The sequence below is a fragment of the uncultured Sulfitobacter sp. genome, from assembly GCF_964021855.1.
Lineage (GTDB): Bacteria > Pseudomonadota > Alphaproteobacteria > Rhodobacterales > Rhodobacteraceae > Sulfitobacter.
Window position 1 is genome coordinate 395857 of record NZ_CAXHZD010000002.1, and the last position, 14143, is coordinate 409999.

Genomic DNA, 14143 nt, shown 5'->3' on the forward strand with positions numbered 1-14143 from the left:
ACAAATAAAGACAGGACCCGATGGGCGATACAGACGGATCATCTGAGGCGGCGCAGAGCGCGCGGTTCGAGGACGAATTTGACAGCATAGAAACCGTTGAAGAAGACGCACCAAAGTCAGGTGGTTTCTTTTCCCGCGTTATTGGCGCGCTCAGCGCGCCCGAGGCCCCCGAAGAGGACGATACCGTTTCTCCGCAGGCGGATCGGTTGTCGGCGCGCGGTATGATGAATCTGCGCCGCATGCGGGTGGATGACGTGGCCATCCCCAAGGCGGATATCACGGCGGTGCCCATTACATCGACGATGGACGAACTTGTGGCGGTGTTCAAAGACAGCGGTCTGACCCGTTTGCCGGTCTATGATGGCACGCTTGATACGCCGGTCGGCATGGCGCACCTCAAAGACCTTGCCTTGACCTATGGCTTTAATGCCAAGACGGATGATTTCGATTTACGCTCGATGCTGCGTCCGCTTGTGTTTGTGCCGCCCTCAATGACGATTGGCGTGTTGCTGACCAAGATGCAGGCGGAACGGCGTCACATGGCGCTGGTGATCGATGAATATGGCGGCGTCGACGGGCTTGTCACCATTGAGGATCTGATCGAACAGGTCATCGGCGAGATTGAAGACGAACACGACGTGGACGAAGGTAAAAACTGGACCCTTGAAAAACCCGGTTGCTACATCGCCCTAGCCAAGACCCCGTTGACAGATTTCGAGGCCGAGATCGGCCATTCCCTGACCGACCATGATGACGTCGACGAAGAGGAAATCGACACATTGGGTGGGCTTGTCTTTATGTTGTCGGGGCGGGTTCCCACACGCGGCGAAATCGTTGTGCATCCTGACGGGCCCGAATTCGAAGTGATCGACGCCGATCCGCGCCGTATCAAGCGCCTTCGGGTGCGTGTCTCCGGATCAGCGTAATGTCACCCCAAGCGGCTGCTTGGCTGCGTTTCGCGGCAGCTGTCGGGGCAGGGGCTGTGGCCGCATTTGGCCAAGCACCCTATGACCAACCGCTTTTACTGTCGGTGGGGTTGGTGGTCGCAATCACCCTGTTCCAACGTTGCGCGCGCCCAAGGCAAGCCGCTGCGATTGGCTGGGGTTTTGCCTTTGGCTATTTCCTACACGGCTGGGTCTGGCTGGTATCGCCTTTTATGGTCGATCCTGAACGATACGCGTGGATGGCCCCTTTCGCGCTGATCGGCATGTGTGGCGGGCTGGCACTGTTTTGGGCGGTGGCCTTTGCTCTGTCGCGCTGGGCGTCTGACCGCGTCTGGCCGCTGATTTTTTTCCTGTCCGCTGCCGAAATACTGCGGGGTTATCTGTTTACCGGCTTTCCTTGGGGCATGTTCAGCCAAAGCTTGGTCGACGTCTGGCCGGGTCAGGGGCTCGCCCTTATTGGCCCCTATGGCATGACGCTGGTCTTTGTCGCGGCTGCGGCTGTGTTTGTGCGTCCGGTACGGCCAGTTTTCACAAACCGCTTTGCACTGTTGGGTCTCCGCCTCGTGGTTCTGATGGCATTAACGGTTCCGTTCAGCACTGCGCCATCTGCCGTCACCGAACATACGGTCCGGTTGGTCCAGCCCAACGCGGCGCAAAAGGACAAGTGGGACCCCGTTATGATTACGGAGTTTTACGAACGGCAATTGGCCTATACCAGCGCTCCACCTGTGGAACCCTATGCCGCGCCTGACCTGATCCTGTGGGCTGAAACCGCGATCCCTTGGCCCTTGGACATGGCCGATGGGGCGCTCAGTCAGATCAGCTTTCACGCGGGCGGCACCCCGGTTTTTCTTGGGGTCCAGCGTCGCGACGGGATGCAATATTATAACTCAGCCGTTTTGCTGGGGCCATCGGGCGAGGTCATCCAGACCTATGACAAGCACCATTTGGTGCCGTTTGGCGAATATATCCCCTTTGGAAATGTCATGGCCAAATTCGGCATCCGCAGTTTTGCCGCACAGCTTGGAAACGGCTATTCTTCGGGTGTTGGTCCGGCACTGATCGATTTGGGCGGGCTTGGCATGGCATTGCCGTTGATCTGCTACGAGGCCGTGTTCGCGCGCGATGTGAACGGCGCACCAGAGCGCCCCGCATTCCTGATGCAACTGACCAATGACGCATGGTTTGGAAAAGGGCAGGGGCCGTTGCAACATCTGGCACAGGCCAGAATGCGCGCTATTGAGCAAGGCCTGCCAATGGCGCGTGTCGCCAATACCGGTGTGTCCGCGATGATCGATCCCAAGGGGCGGCTCACCGGCAGCCTTGCCCTGAATACGGCGGGCTTTTTGGACGCCGCTTTGCCGCAACCGCTCGTACCGACGCCTTATAGCCGGTTTGGAGAATGGCCGTTTTTGGTGGTGTTGCTGATTGGCTTGGGCTGCGCGCTCTTGTTACGGGATCGAAAGTAACTATTTGACCCTCACTACGGGCAAAGTTAAGTCCGATGCACCGGCCACAACGGCTTCCTGACGTGGCTATGAAATCTATTGGAGCACTACATGTCCCGGAAAAACTATACATTTACTTCGGAATCCGTTTCCGAAGGCCATCCTGATAAGGTGTGCGACCGTATTTCGGATGCCGTTTTGGATGCATTCCTGACGGAAGAACCCGAAGCGCGCGTTGCGGCAGAAACATTTGCCACCACCAACCGGGTCGTTATCGGCGGCGAGGTAGGCCTGTCGAACAAAGATAAGCTTCACGAATATATGGGCAAGATCGAAGATATTGCGCGCGCCTGTATCAAAGACATCGGCTATGAGCAGGACAAGTTTCACCACGCCACATGTGAAATCACCAACTTGTTGCACGAACAATCCGCCCACATTGCGCAGGGCGTTGATGCGTCCAGCGACAAGGAAGAAGGCGCTGGCGATCAAGGCATCATGTTCGGTTTCGCAACCACCGAAACGCCCGAATTGATGCCAGCCCCGATCCATTATTCCCACGCGATCCTGCGCCGTCTTGCCGAAGTGCGCAAAGATGGCACCGAGCCAACGTTGCGCCCTGACGCGAAAAGCCAGCTGTCGGTGCGCTATGAAAATGGCAAACCGGTTGGTGTGTCGTCGATTGTTCTGTCGACACAGCACGCGGATGAGACGCAAACAAGCGCCGATATCCGCGATATTGTTGAACCTTATATTACCGAAGTCCTGCCCGAAGGGTGGATCACGGCTGACACGGAATGGTGGGTGAACCCGACCGGCAAGTTCGTCATTGGTGGCCCTGATGGCGACGCTGGTTTGACTGGCCGTAAGATTATCGTCGACACCTATGGCGGCGCAGCTCCCCATGGCGGCGGCGCATTTTCTGGCAAAGACCCGACAAAGGTTGACCGGTCTGCAGCTTACGTCGCGCGCTATCTGGCCAAGAACGTCGTGGCTGCCGGTCTGGCTGAAAAATGCACCATCCAGCTAAGCTATGCGATTGGGGTGTCCAAACCGCTGTCGATCTATTGTGATACCTTTGGCGGCGACGCTGATGTCGCAGACTCCGCGATTGAACGCGCGATTGGCAAGATCATCGATCTGACCCCACGCGGCATCCGCGAGCATCTGCAACTGAACAAGCCGATCTACGAGCGCACGGCGGCTTACGGCCACTTCGGCCGCGCGCCCGAGGCCGACGGCGGGTTTAGCTGGGAAAAGACCGATCTGGTTGATGCGCTGAAAGCCGCGATTTAACGGCTGACGCGATAAGTCTGACCTAGTATGAAACGGACCGCTGACCCGATCAGCGGTCCGTTTTCGTTTGGGGCATATTGTCGTGGGCCCTTTGCCGTGGGCCGTTGCGTTGGCGCAGGTGTCACGCTAAAGGCAAGCGCATGACAGATCCGATACGCCCCCGCAGAAACTTCTATGGTCGCCTCAAAGGCAAATCCCTCAAGCAAAGCCAAAAGGGCTATATTGAGGAAGACCTTGATGCGCTGTCGCCTGGCCCCGTCGATTGGGAGGCCAACCCGTCACGCACGCCGCTTGATTTGCCCGCACTGTTCGATGGCAAACCCGTCTGGCTTGAGATCGGATTTGGCGGTGGTGAACACATGGTGCATCAAGCCGCCCAGAACCCGGATGTCGGGATCATCGGCTGCGAACCATACATCAACGGCGTTGCAATGCTGTTGGGAAAAATCCGGCGTGCCGGTGTCAGCAATGTTGCGATTCATCCCGGGGATGCCCGTGATATTTTTGATGTGCTGCCCGAAGCATCTATCGACCGGGCGTTTCTGCTCTACCCTGATCCTTGGCCAAAAACACGCCATCACCGGCGCCGCTTTGTCACGCCAGAGCATCTGGAGCCTTTGGCGCGGGTACTGAAACCCGGCGCGATCTTTCGCGTGGCCACGGACATCGAAGACTATGTGCGCCAGACGCTGGAACAGGTGCCGCGCCACGGTTTTGAATGGCTGGCCGAGCGCCCTGCCGATTGGAAAGAGCCGTGGGACGACTGGATTTCCACGCGCTATGAGCAAAAGGCCCTGCGCGAAGGCCGGGTGCCGCATTACCTGACGTTCCGCAAACGTTAAGCGTTGCGCAGCGGGGGCTGATTGCCCCCGGACCCCCATGGATATTTAAGAGCCAGAGAAGATAGGCCCCGCGGTTATGGACGGCACCTGCGGGCTGGTTTATGACGTCGGTCAGAATTCAGATTGAGGTTGCACCATGTCCAGTCACGCCACGCCTATTCCTATGACCTCGTCTGCTTGCGGCCCCTTGAGCGGGGTGGCCGAGGTGCCGGGGGATAAATCAATCTCGCACCGGTCGCTGATCTTGGGGGCGATGTGTGTGGGCGAGACGACGATTAGCGGTTTGTTGGAAGGCGATGATGTGTTGGACACGGCCCGCGCGATGCGTGCGTTCGGGGCCGAGGTGACGGATTTGGGCGGCGGCAACTGGTCGGTGCACGGCGTTGGTGTTGGTGGCTTTGCCGAGCCTGAGAGCGTGATCGATTGCGGCAATTCCGGCACCGGCGTGCGGTTGATCATGGGCGCGATGGCGACATCGCCGATCACCGCGACATTTACCGGAGATGCAAGTTTGAACGGGCGGCCCATGGCGCGGGTCACAGACCCGTTGGCATTGTTTGGTACGCAGGCCGTTGGGCGCAAGGGCGGGCGACTGCCGATGACCATCGTTGGCGCGGCGGAGCCTGTTCCGGTACGCTATGTGGTGCCAGTCCCATCGGCGCAGGTGAAATCGGCGGTCTTGCTGGCGGGGCTGAACGCACCGGGCAAGACTGTGGTGGTCGAGGCCGAGGCGACGCGCGATCACACGGAACGCATGTTGGCGGGATTTGGGGCCGAGATCACGGTTGAGGATACGGACGAAGGCCGTGTTATTACCTTGACCGGCCAGCCGGAGCTGCAAGCCCAACATGTGGATGTGCCGCGCGATCCGTCGTCGGCCGCGTTTCCGGTCTGTGCGGCGCTGATCGTGCCGGGGTCGGATGTCTTGGTGCCGGGTATCGGCCTGAACCCGACGCGGGCGGGGTTGTTCACCACGCTGCGCGAGATGGGTGCCGATCTGACCTATGAAAACGAACGGACTGAGGGTGGCGAGCCAGTTGCCGATCTGCGGGCCAAGTTTTCGCCTGATATGAAGGGTATCGAGGTGCCACCTGCGCGGGCCGCGTCGATGATTGATGAATACCCTGTGCTGTCCGTGGTTGCGTCCTTTGCCCAAGGCAAGACTATGATGCGAGGCGTCAAAGAGCTGCGGGTCAAGGAAAGCGACCGGATTGATGCGATGGCCAAGGGTCTGCGCGCCAATGGTGTTGAGGTTGACGAGGGGGCTGATTGGTGGGCCGTGACGGGGCTGGGCCATGGCAATGTTCCGGGTGGCGCGACCTGTGCCAGCCAGTTGGATCACCGTATTGCGATGTCCTTTATGATTATGGGCATGGCGGCGAATGCGCCTGTCAGCGTTGATGACGGTGCGCCGATCACCACCTCGTTCCCGATATTTGAGCCGCTGATGGCGCAGCTTGGTGCCAATGTGACGCGAGGCACGGCGTAATGGACGGCTTTACGGTTGCCATCGACGGGCCTGCGGCTGCCGGTAAGGGTACGGTGTCGCGCGCCGTGGCCGAGCATTTCGGCTTTGCGCATCTGGATACCGGGCTTTTGTACCGTGCCGTTGGTGCAAAGGTGCTTGAGGGGATGACGGCGGAAGAGGCGGCATTGACCTTGGTCGCGGGTGATCTTGAGAATGACCAGTTGCGCACAAATGCTGTGGCCGAGGCCGCCAGCCGTGCCGCCGCCATTCCGGAAGTGCGGGCCGCCTTGGTGGATTTCCAGCGCAGTTTTGCCATGCGCGCCGGTGGTGCCGTGTTGGACGGGCGCGACATCGGGACGGTGATTTGCCCCGACGCGCAGGTCAAACTGTTTATTACGGCCACGCCCGAGGTCCGCGCAGAACGCCGCTTTGCCGAACTGACGGCGAATGGGTTCGACGTCACGCTTGCTGATATTCTGGCCGAGGTCGAAGCGCGTGACTTACGTGACAGCACCCGCGCCGAGGCCCCGCTCAAGCCCGCCGAAGACGCCGTTGAAATGGACACATCGACCATGGACATAAACACCGCCGTGGCCCGCGCGATCGAGCTGATCGCTGCGCGCATGGTGGGATAGGCCCGCGGGGGCAAAGTAATTCCGCGACAATGGAACGGTATGAGAAACTGGCGCGTTCTTACAGTGAACGCCGCGATATCCGAGAACACGGCACACCGAATTATAAGGATCATCCCAATGAAAACCGCACAAGATTACCTAGATGCTGCCAATGCAGTTGTCCCGAAAATGGATGCTAAGGACGCGATTGCCAAACATGCCGAAGGCAACGGCGTGTTTATCGACGTTCGCGATTCATCTGACATTGCCAATAGCGGCACCATCAAAGGCGCGCACCGTGTGCCACGCGGCATGATCGAATTCCGCGCTGATCCGAAGGTGGAGGCGCTGTACAACCCGATCTTCCAAAAGGACGCCGAGATTTATTTGATCTGTGGCGCAGGCGGTCAGGCGGCGCTGTCGGGCAAGACTTTGCACGACATGGGCTATTCTAATGTGACCAACATCGGCGGCTTTGCCGGCTGGAAAGACGCGGGCGGCCCGACTGAGGCTTAATACAGCTCGGCTCAGCGCCCGCTTGGGGCGCTGAGAGCATCCAGTTTGTCGCCTTCATAGCCTATTGATGCATCTAGGTTTCGGTCGGGTCCTTTTCTCCCTTATGGGGAAGAAGGTAGGAAGCCATGATGGACGCTGATGTCAGGGGATACCTGACGCTTAACCACCCTTGCCATTCGCGGAAAACAGGCCTATACGCGCGACTGTCTAAGGGGCGGATACACGTTTCGGGCGCAATATATCAGGCAGGGTCGGTTTTATCCGGCCCTCTTTGCTTTGCGTACGGAATCCATCACGGATGACAATTTTAATCACAGACCGGCGGAGACAACCGCGCGGCCAGAAACCAAATGCTAAAGGAAAATCAAGCTACATGGCTATGAACTCAATGGAAGACTTCGAAGCACTTTTGGAAGAAAGCTTTGAAATGGACACGCCCGAAGAGGGCTCTGTTGTCAAAGGCAAGGTAATCGCGATTGAAGCGGGCCAAGCCATCATCGACGTAGGCTACAAAATGGAAGGCCGCGTCGAGCTGAAAGAATTTGCCGAGCCAGGCGAAGCTCCCAAAGTTGAAGTCGGCGACGAAGTCGAAGTGTTCCTTCGTCAGGTCGAAAACTCCCGTGGCGAAGCTGTTATCTCTCGTGAGATGGCGCGCCGTGAGGAAGCTTGGGACCGTCTGGAAAAAGCCTATGCAGCAGAAGAGCGCGTTGAAGGCGCAATCTTTGGCCGCGTTAAAGGTGGCTTTACTGTTGATCTGGGCGGCGCTGTTGCGTTCCTTCCCGGTTCGCAAGTCGATGTGCGCCCCGTGCGCGATGCTGGCCCATTGATGGGTCTGAAGCAGCCGTTCCAGGTTCTGAAAATGGACCGTCGCCGTGGTAACATCGTTGTATCGCGTCGTGCGATCCTTGAAGAATCCCGTGCCGAACAGCGTGCCGAAGTTATTGGCAACCTCACTGAGGGCCAAGAAGTTGACGGCGTGGTCAAGAACATCACCGAATACGGTGCGTTCGTTGATCTGGGCGGCGTTGACGGCTTGCTGCACGTCACAGACATGGCATGGCGCCGTGTGAACCACCCATCCGAGATCCTGACAATTGGCGAGACCATCAAGGTTCAAGTCATCAAGATCAACAAAGAGACGCACCGCATCTCCTTGGGCATGAAGCAATTGCAAGAAGATCCATGGGATCTGGTTGCTGGCAAGTACCCACTGGAATCCACGCACACCGGTCGCGTTACCAACATCACCGACTACGGTGCATTTGTTGAGCTTGAGCCCGGCGTTGAAGGTCTGGTGCACGTGTCCGAGATGTCTTGGACCAAGAAAAACGTACACCCCGGCAAGATCGTGTCCACTTCGCAAGAAGTCGAAGTCATGGTTCTGGAAATCGATGGTGCCAAGCGCCGCGTTTCCCTTGGTCTCAAGCAGACCATGCGCAACCCATGGGAAGTGTTTGCAGAAACACACCCTGAAGGCACCGAAGTCGAAGGCGAAGTCAAAAACATCACCGAATTCGGTCTGTTTGTTGGTCTGCCAGGCGACATCGACGGCATGGTTCACCTGTCCGACCTGTCCTGGGACGAACGTGGCGAAGACGCCATCCAGAACTACCGCAAGGGCGACATGGTTCAGGCTGTTGTGTCCGAAGTCGACGTTGAGAAAGAGCGCATCAGCCTCTCGATCAAAGGTGTTGGCGGCGACAAGTTTGCAGAAGCAGTGGGCGGCGTTAAGCGCGGTTCCGTTGTAACTGTGACAGTGACCTCCATCGAAGACGGTGGCATCGAAGTCGAATATGAAGGTATGAAAGCCTTCATCCGTCGCTCCGATCTGTCGCGTGACCGTGCCGAACAGCGCCCCGAGCGTTTCTCGGTTGGTGACAAGGTTGATGTTCGCATCACCAATGTTGACACCAAAGCGCACCGTTTGGGCGTGTCGATCAAAGCACGTGAAATCGCAGAAGAGAAAGAAGCAGTCGAGCAGTATGGCTCCTCTGACTCAGGCGCATCCTTGGGTGATATCCTTGGTGCCGCTCTTAAGGGCGACGAATAAGCCTAAGCGCTTAATTCACAAAATTACGGGGCCTCGCAATGCAAGTTGCGGGGCCCTTTTTCATGCGAATCGGGGTGGCCGTGTTAGGGGCTGTCAGGTGGTTAAGGATGGGTTTAATACCCTCAAAGCGTGATTATGGTGAAAAAATGACCATAAATCAGCGGGTTCGCGCCGGTAAATGCGCCAATGGTTGATTTGTGAGACTTCACGAACGCGTTGGAGTTGGTATAGTCAGCTGAATAATAAAACGCATCGCGGGGGAGAATATTACATGATCCGGTCGGAACTGATTCAGAAAATCGCAGACGACAATCCACATCTTTACCAACGTGACGTGGAAAGAATTGTGAATACCATCTTTGAAGAGATCACCGGCGCGATGGCCCAAGGGGATCGTGTCGAGCTGCGTGGATTTGGCGCGTTTTCTGTCAAGAAACGTGATGCCCGTGTTGGCCGGAACCCTCGCACTGGGGAAACAGTTCATGTAGAAGACAAGCACGTGCCGTTCTTCAAGACCGGTAAGTTGCTTCGTGATCGTTTGAACGGGAATTCCTAATGCGTTACGTCCGCTACCTTTGCATTGCGATCTTTGCCTTGGCATTGATCGCTGTCGCCTTGGCCAACCGGTCAATGGTGTCGCTCAGGCTGTTGCCAACAGAGGTGTCGGGCTTTTTCGCGATGAACCCCGAAATTAACGTGCCGCTGTTCATTGTGATTTTGGGCAGCATCATCGCTGGCCTGTTGGTGGGGTTCGTCTGGGAATGGATCCGCGAATATAACCAACGTGCCGAAGCCGCGCGTCAGGCCCGCGAAATGCGCCGTCTTGAGCGCGAGATTGCGCGCCTGAAAGGCGAGAAATACGAAGGCCAAGATGATGTTCTGGCCTTGTTGGATCGCGCCAGCTGATTATCTGTCTGTTCTGGCGACCCAAGGAAATTCAATGTCGACAAAAGTGCATGTAAAGTTCTGCGGTCTGCGCAGTGCGGCTGATATTGCCGCGGCTGTGGCGGTGGATGCTCGCTATGTCGGGTTTGTCTTTTTCCCCAAATCCCCTCGCAACGTCAGTTTTGAAGAAGCGACCGCGCTGGCGCTTGAGGTGCCTGACGGCATTTGCAAGGTCGCCCTGACCGTCAATGCCGATGATGCGTTTCTGGATGCCCTGCTGGCCGTTGTGCCAATCGATATGTTGCAACTGCACGGTTCCGAGACACCCGCGCGCGTGCGCGAGGTCAAAGTACGCTATGGCCTGCCAGTGATGAAGGCGGTGGGGGTCGCGGATGCGGGTGATCTGGATCAGCTCGATCAATACATGGCTGTAGCGGATCAGATATTGGTCGACGCAAAGCCGCCCAAGGGGGGCGATCTGCCCGGCGGGAATGGTTTGGCGTTTGATTGGCGTTTGATTGCCGGTCGTAAATGGCCCAAGCCGTGGATGCTGGCAGGGGGGCTGACATCCGAAAACGTGGCCGAGGCGGTGCGCATGACCGGCGCGCGTCAGGTTGATGTGTCATCTGGTGTAGAATCTGCACCCGGCATCAAAGACGCCGGGTTGATCGCGGCCTTCGGCCAAGCGGCGCAAAAGCCCGCGAAAGCTTAGATTTCGATCGGGTCGGCCTTGGCCAGCGCATCAAACTTCATCAGCGATGCGATCAGCGCTGGCATCTTATCCAGATAGATCATGTTCGGACCGTCCGAGGGCGCATTATCCGGGTCTTCGTGGGTTTCGATGAAGACCGCACCCACACCAATCGCGACCGCCGCACGGGCCATGACGGGCGCAAACTGACGTTGTCCGCCGCTTGATCCGCCCATGCCACCGGGTTGTTGTACGGAATGGGTCGCATCCATCACCACGGGGTAACCGGTTGCGGCCATCTGGGGCAGGCTGCGCATGTCGGCGACCAAAGTATTATAGCCAAAAGACGTGCCGCGTTCGGTCAGCATAATACGTTTGTTGCCCGTCGATTCGATCTTGGTCACGATATTGGGCATTTCCCACGGGGCCAGAAACTGACCCTTCTTAACATTCACGACCTTGCCGGTGTTGCCAGCGGCCAACAGCATGTCGGTTTGACGGCACAGGAAGGCGGGGATCTGTAAAATGTCGACGGCTTCGGCGGCGATGGCGCATTGCGCTTCGGTATGCACGTCGGTCAATACAGGCACGCCGTTGGCTTTGCCCACCGATTGCAGCACGCGCAAACCTTCTTCGATCCCCAGACCGCGCTTGCCGCCCAGCGAGGTGCGGTTGGCCTTGTCATAGCTGGCCTTGAACACATATTGCGCGCCAACGGCGTCGCAGGCTTCCTTCATCTGGCCGGCGATCATCTGGGCGTGCGTTTCGCTTTCCAACTGGCAAGGGCCCGCGATTACGGTCAACGGGCGATCATTCCCGATGACGACATTACCCACAGTGACTTGGATCATTTTGTTACCTGTTCCTTAAGGATCGACGCGGTCAGCGACAGCATGAGGTAGATGCCCGCAAAGATCAGGAATGTCAAAATCGTGTTCTCGAACTTGCGCGGATAAGAGGCCGATTGCGACGCAACAGGGCGCACCGCGATGGTCAGATAGCGGACCTGACGTTGTGCTTCGGTGCGGGCCTGTTCCATCTGCGTTTGCGAGGACTGCAACGCCATGTCCGCCGCTGCAAGGTCGGCTTGGGCCAGTTGCAAACTCACGGCTTGCTGCGCCAGTGAATTGGTGCCTTCGGTGGCATTGTTCATCCGCTCATTTAGCCGCTCAAGCTGCACGCCAATACGGCGCACGTCGCCTTTAACACCATCTACCTTGGCTTGATTAGGCCGTGGGTTGTCCATCAGGGCCGCCAGCTCAAGCTCTTTTTCAAGCAAAACCGTTTCATAGGTGCTAATCTGGCCGCGGATCGACGCAATTACCGCTTCGGGGTCCACGCCGTTTTCGACCTGTAGCTTGATCAACGCCTCTTGCGCGGCGCGTCGCTGGTCGACGGTTTGCTCATAGGCAATCCGCGCATCGCGCATCCCGTCTTCGCGTTTTTGCTGGGACAGCCCGTTCACGCGCTCTTCTGCATAGGTCAGCAGGTGTTCGGAATACACGGCCGCGACTTGGGGATCGGCGGCGATCACTTCCATGCGGATCATGCCTTCGGTGGGGTCGTAGCCGATTTTGACGTTCTTTTTATAGAATCTATACGCCTCTTCGTTCGACGCATCAGGGTCCAGCCGCTGGATCGGATCAATGCTATCCTGCGAGAAATGCGAGACGAACCCGACATCTTTGTTGAGGCGCAGCATCGCATCCTTGGACTGTAGATAGCTTTGGGTGGCGATACTGTCGGCCGAGTTCGCAAATTGCGTGGGCAGCAGCCCCCCCAAGGGACCAACCCCGCCGCCGCCTTCGTTCTGGATGATCAGGAACTGGCTTTCTGTGGCGTACATGGGGGTGGCGACGTTATAGAAATAGTAACCGCCCATGATCGTGGGCAGGCCGACGAAAAACATCAGACGCACCACAAGCAGCATCATTTTGCGACGGCGGCGACGGCTGATATCTGACTGAATGTCAGATATCTCGCGCATCCGACGTTCCATCGGTTTAACCTCGGTCGAGGGTAGGTTGCCAGCGCCACCGACGGGCACGGTTTGCGGCAGTTGGACCCGATCGGTGCCGGGGCTACCGCCGGCTTGTGGCACGACCAGCTCTAGCATGTTGGAACGTTGGAAGGGATCAATGCCCGCATCCCGCAGCAAGCGCACCGCGTCAAAATCCGAGGTCGGGGCCAGCCCGTGCTTCTGGGCCACGCGGCGGGCCATTCGCAACTGGCGGCCTGTCAGGCCTTCGCGACGGATCGCGTCGATGTCTTGTTCGCCCCTCACCTGAGTTGAGGAGGAAACCTCGCCCGCTTGTGGTGGTGTCCGGGGGGGCGTTGCCGCCGATGGTGTGGTCTGTGCGGCGGAAGGGGGCCCCGATGGTTTAGCGGTCGAAGGCGTCGCCTGATCCGCAGACGCAGCAGCAGATGCTGGCGCGGCTGATGGCTGCGTGGGCGTTGGCTTGGCAGGGCCTGCACTGACGGGGCGGCGGCGATCAACGGGTGCCTCGCCGTCACCTGACGGCGCGGCTTTGCTGGGGGCCGCAGCTGCCGGAGTGCTTCGCTTGATGCGAAATTTTCTAGCTTTGGGTTTCGTAGTCATAAACCTGCTTAGCCTCTTCCAGCGTGTCGAATAAGTGAAGCTTTCCGCCCAGTAGCACGCCAGCGGAGCGCGCATATTTCTCAAGCGTCTCTGCCTGGTGTGATACGATAATGATGGTCGTTGTGCGCAGCCGCTCTCTCAGGATTTCGCCCGCTTTGCGGTTGAACTCAACATCTGTTGTGCTCGGCATGCCTTCGTCGATCAGATAGATATCGAAATCCAGCGCCAGCAACAACGCAAAGGAAAACCGCCCGCGCATCCCGGCGGAATAGGTGCCAACCGGCTGATCGAAATATTCACCCAACCCGCACAGCCAGCGGCAAAAGCTTTCCACATAATCAGGGTCCAGCCCGTAAAGCCGCGCAATATAGCGGGCGTTTTCCATGGCCGAAACCTTGCCGACCACACCGCCCATAAAGCCAAGCGGAAAGCTGATTTTGCAGCCGCGCCGGATTTCGCCTTCGTCGGCTTTTTCCAGACCTGCCATCATGTTGATCAGGGTCGATTTTCCGGTGCCGTTTGGTGCCAAGATCCCCAACGAATTACCCAATTCCACACGGAATGACACATGGTCCAGAATGACCTTGTGCTGTGTGCCCGTCCAAAAGGACTTGGATACATTGTCGAATTCCAGCATGACTGCTCCGGTTGCGCCGAAAGATGTTGGCTCCTCCTTGTAGGCCGGAGGTATCGCCGTCACCTATCGGATGAATTAGGCCATATTATGTCGCATCGTGAAACAGATGTACAACCAAGACTGCCGTGCAGGACCCGCAGGTTTGCGTTTGCG

Annotated in this window: 14 protein-coding genes and 1 riboswitch; of the genes, 11 read left to right on the top strand and 3 right to left on the bottom strand. The window is 57.9% G+C overall.

Annotated features, from left to right (window positions below; translation table 11 throughout):
• Nucleotides 1-20 precede the first annotated feature (20 nt).
• From AADJ11_RS08230 to AADJ11_RS08280, 11 genes are all read left to right on the top strand, one after another.
• The gene (locus AADJ11_RS08230) at nt 21-926 is read left to right on the top strand and encodes a hemolysin family protein (RefSeq protein ID WP_341234040.1); all 906 of its coding nucleotides are present in this window, start codon (nt 21-23) and stop codon (nt 924-926) included.
• Entirely contained in the window at nt 926-2413 is a 1488-nt protein-coding gene (gene lnt / locus AADJ11_RS08235; protein WP_341234041.1) for an apolipoprotein N-acyltransferase, read from the top strand. Before AADJ11_RS08230 ends, lnt begins: the two co-directional genes overlap by 1 nt.
• A gap of 38 nt (nt 2414-2451) precedes the next feature.
• Nucleotides 2452-2499: riboswitch (SAM-SAH riboswitch) on the top strand.
• A gap of 4 nt (nt 2500-2503) precedes the next feature.
• A complete protein-coding gene (gene metK / locus AADJ11_RS08240; RefSeq protein WP_341234042.1) occupies nt 2504-3688 on the top strand; it encodes a methionine adenosyltransferase in 1185 nt (394 codons plus the stop codon).
• Between the two features lie 140 nt (nt 3689-3828).
• A complete protein-coding gene (gene trmB, locus AADJ11_RS08245; protein ID WP_341234043.1) occupies nt 3829-4530 on the top strand; it encodes a tRNA (guanosine(46)-N7)-methyltransferase TrmB in 702 nt (233 codons plus the stop codon).
• A gap of 136 nt (nt 4531-4666) precedes the next feature.
• Complete coding sequence (gene aroA / locus AADJ11_RS08250; RefSeq protein ID WP_341234044.1) at nt 4667-6019, top strand: 3-phosphoshikimate 1-carboxyvinyltransferase; 1353 nt, start codon at nt 4667-4669, stop codon at nt 6017-6019.
• Entirely contained in the window at nt 6019-6633 is a 615-nt protein-coding gene (locus tag AADJ11_RS08255; protein WP_341234045.1) for a d(CMP) kinase, read from the top strand. Before aroA ends, AADJ11_RS08255 begins: the two co-directional genes overlap by 1 nt.
• Before the next feature lie 117 nt (nt 6634-6750).
• Nucleotides 6751-7128, top strand: coding sequence for a rhodanese-like domain-containing protein (locus AADJ11_RS08260; protein ID WP_341234046.1), 378 nt, complete (start codon nt 6751-6753; stop codon nt 7126-7128).
• Between the two features lie 373 nt (nt 7129-7501).
• Complete coding sequence (gene rpsA, locus AADJ11_RS08265; protein WP_341234047.1) at nt 7502-9178, top strand: 30S ribosomal protein S1; 1677 nt, start codon at nt 7502-7504, stop codon at nt 9176-9178.
• Nucleotides 9179-9449: 271 nt separating this feature from the next.
• Nucleotides 9450-9734: an integration host factor subunit beta gene (gene ihfB / locus AADJ11_RS08270; RefSeq protein WP_176249680.1), complete on the top strand. Its 285-nt coding sequence runs from the start codon at nt 9450-9452 to the stop codon at nt 9732-9734.
• Complete coding sequence (locus tag AADJ11_RS08275; RefSeq protein WP_341234048.1) at nt 9734-10084, top strand: LapA family protein; 351 nt, start codon at nt 9734-9736, stop codon at nt 10082-10084. Before ihfB ends, AADJ11_RS08275 begins: the two co-directional genes overlap by 1 nt.
• A 34-nt stretch (nt 10085-10118) precedes the next feature.
• Nucleotides 10119-10775: a phosphoribosylanthranilate isomerase gene (locus tag AADJ11_RS08280; protein WP_341234049.1), complete on the top strand. Its 657-nt coding sequence runs from the start codon at nt 10119-10121 to the stop codon at nt 10773-10775.
• Here AADJ11_RS08280 and kdsA read toward each other — a convergent pair.
• The 3 genes from kdsA to AADJ11_RS08295 are packed head-to-tail and all read right to left on the bottom strand — an operon-like array spanning nt 10772 to nt 13990.
• Entirely contained in the window at nt 10772-11605 is an 834-nt protein-coding gene (gene kdsA / locus AADJ11_RS08285) for a 3-deoxy-8-phosphooctulonate synthase (RefSeq protein WP_341234050.1), read from the bottom strand. The genes AADJ11_RS08280 and kdsA overlap by 4 nt on opposite strands.
• Nucleotides 11602-13353, bottom strand: a complete 1752-nt coding sequence (locus AADJ11_RS08290) for a capsule biosynthesis protein (protein WP_341234051.1) — start codon at nt 13351-13353, stop codon at nt 11602-11604. The genes kdsA and AADJ11_RS08290 overlap by 4 nt, the downstream gene beginning before the upstream one ends.
• Nucleotides 13331-13990: an ATP-binding cassette domain-containing protein gene (locus AADJ11_RS08295; protein WP_341234052.1), complete on the bottom strand. Its 660-nt coding sequence runs from the start codon at nt 13988-13990 to the stop codon at nt 13331-13333. Before AADJ11_RS08295 ends, AADJ11_RS08290 begins: the two co-directional genes overlap by 23 nt.
• Nucleotides 13991-14143: the final 153 nt, after the last annotated feature.

Bases quoted from the DNA above. Each gene is read 5' to 3' on its own strand.
- AADJ11_RS08230 (WP_341234040.1), top strand. From the start codon at position 21: ATGGGCGATACAGACGGATCATCTGAGGCGGCGCAGAGCGCGCGGTTC.
- lnt (WP_341234041.1), top strand. From the start codon at position 926: ATGTCACCCCAAGCGGCTGCTTGGCTGCGTTTCGCGGCAGCTGTCGGG.
- metK (WP_341234042.1), top strand. From the start codon at position 2,504: ATGTCCCGGAAAAACTATACATTTACTTCGGAATCCGTTTCCGAAGGC.
- trmB (WP_341234043.1), top strand. From the start codon at position 3,829: ATGACAGATCCGATACGCCCCCGCAGAAACTTCTATGGTCGCCTCAAA.
- aroA (WP_341234044.1), top strand. From the start codon at position 4,667: ATGTCCAGTCACGCCACGCCTATTCCTATGACCTCGTCTGCTTGCGGC.
- AADJ11_RS08255 (WP_341234045.1), top strand. From the start codon at position 6,019: ATGGACGGCTTTACGGTTGCCATCGACGGGCCTGCGGCTGCCGGTAAG.
- AADJ11_RS08260 (WP_341234046.1), top strand. From the start codon at position 6,751: ATGAAAACCGCACAAGATTACCTAGATGCTGCCAATGCAGTTGTCCCG.
- rpsA (WP_341234047.1), top strand. From the start codon at position 7,502: ATGGCTATGAACTCAATGGAAGACTTCGAAGCACTTTTGGAAGAAAGC.
- ihfB (WP_176249680.1), top strand. From the start codon at position 9,450: ATGATCCGGTCGGAACTGATTCAGAAAATCGCAGACGACAATCCACAT.
- AADJ11_RS08275 (WP_341234048.1), top strand. From the start codon at position 9,734: ATGCGTTACGTCCGCTACCTTTGCATTGCGATCTTTGCCTTGGCATTG.
- AADJ11_RS08280 (WP_341234049.1), top strand. From the start codon at position 10,119: ATGTCGACAAAAGTGCATGTAAAGTTCTGCGGTCTGCGCAGTGCGGCT.
- kdsA (WP_341234050.1), bottom strand. From the start codon at position 11,605: ATGATCCAAGTCACTGTGGGTAATGTCGTCATCGGGAATGATCGCCCG.
- AADJ11_RS08290 (WP_341234051.1), bottom strand. From the start codon at position 13,353: ATGACTACGAAACCCAAAGCTAGAAAATTTCGCATCAAGCGAAGCACT.
- AADJ11_RS08295 (WP_341234052.1), bottom strand. From the start codon at position 13,990: ATGCTGGAATTCGACAATGTATCCAAGTCCTTTTGGACGGGCACACAG.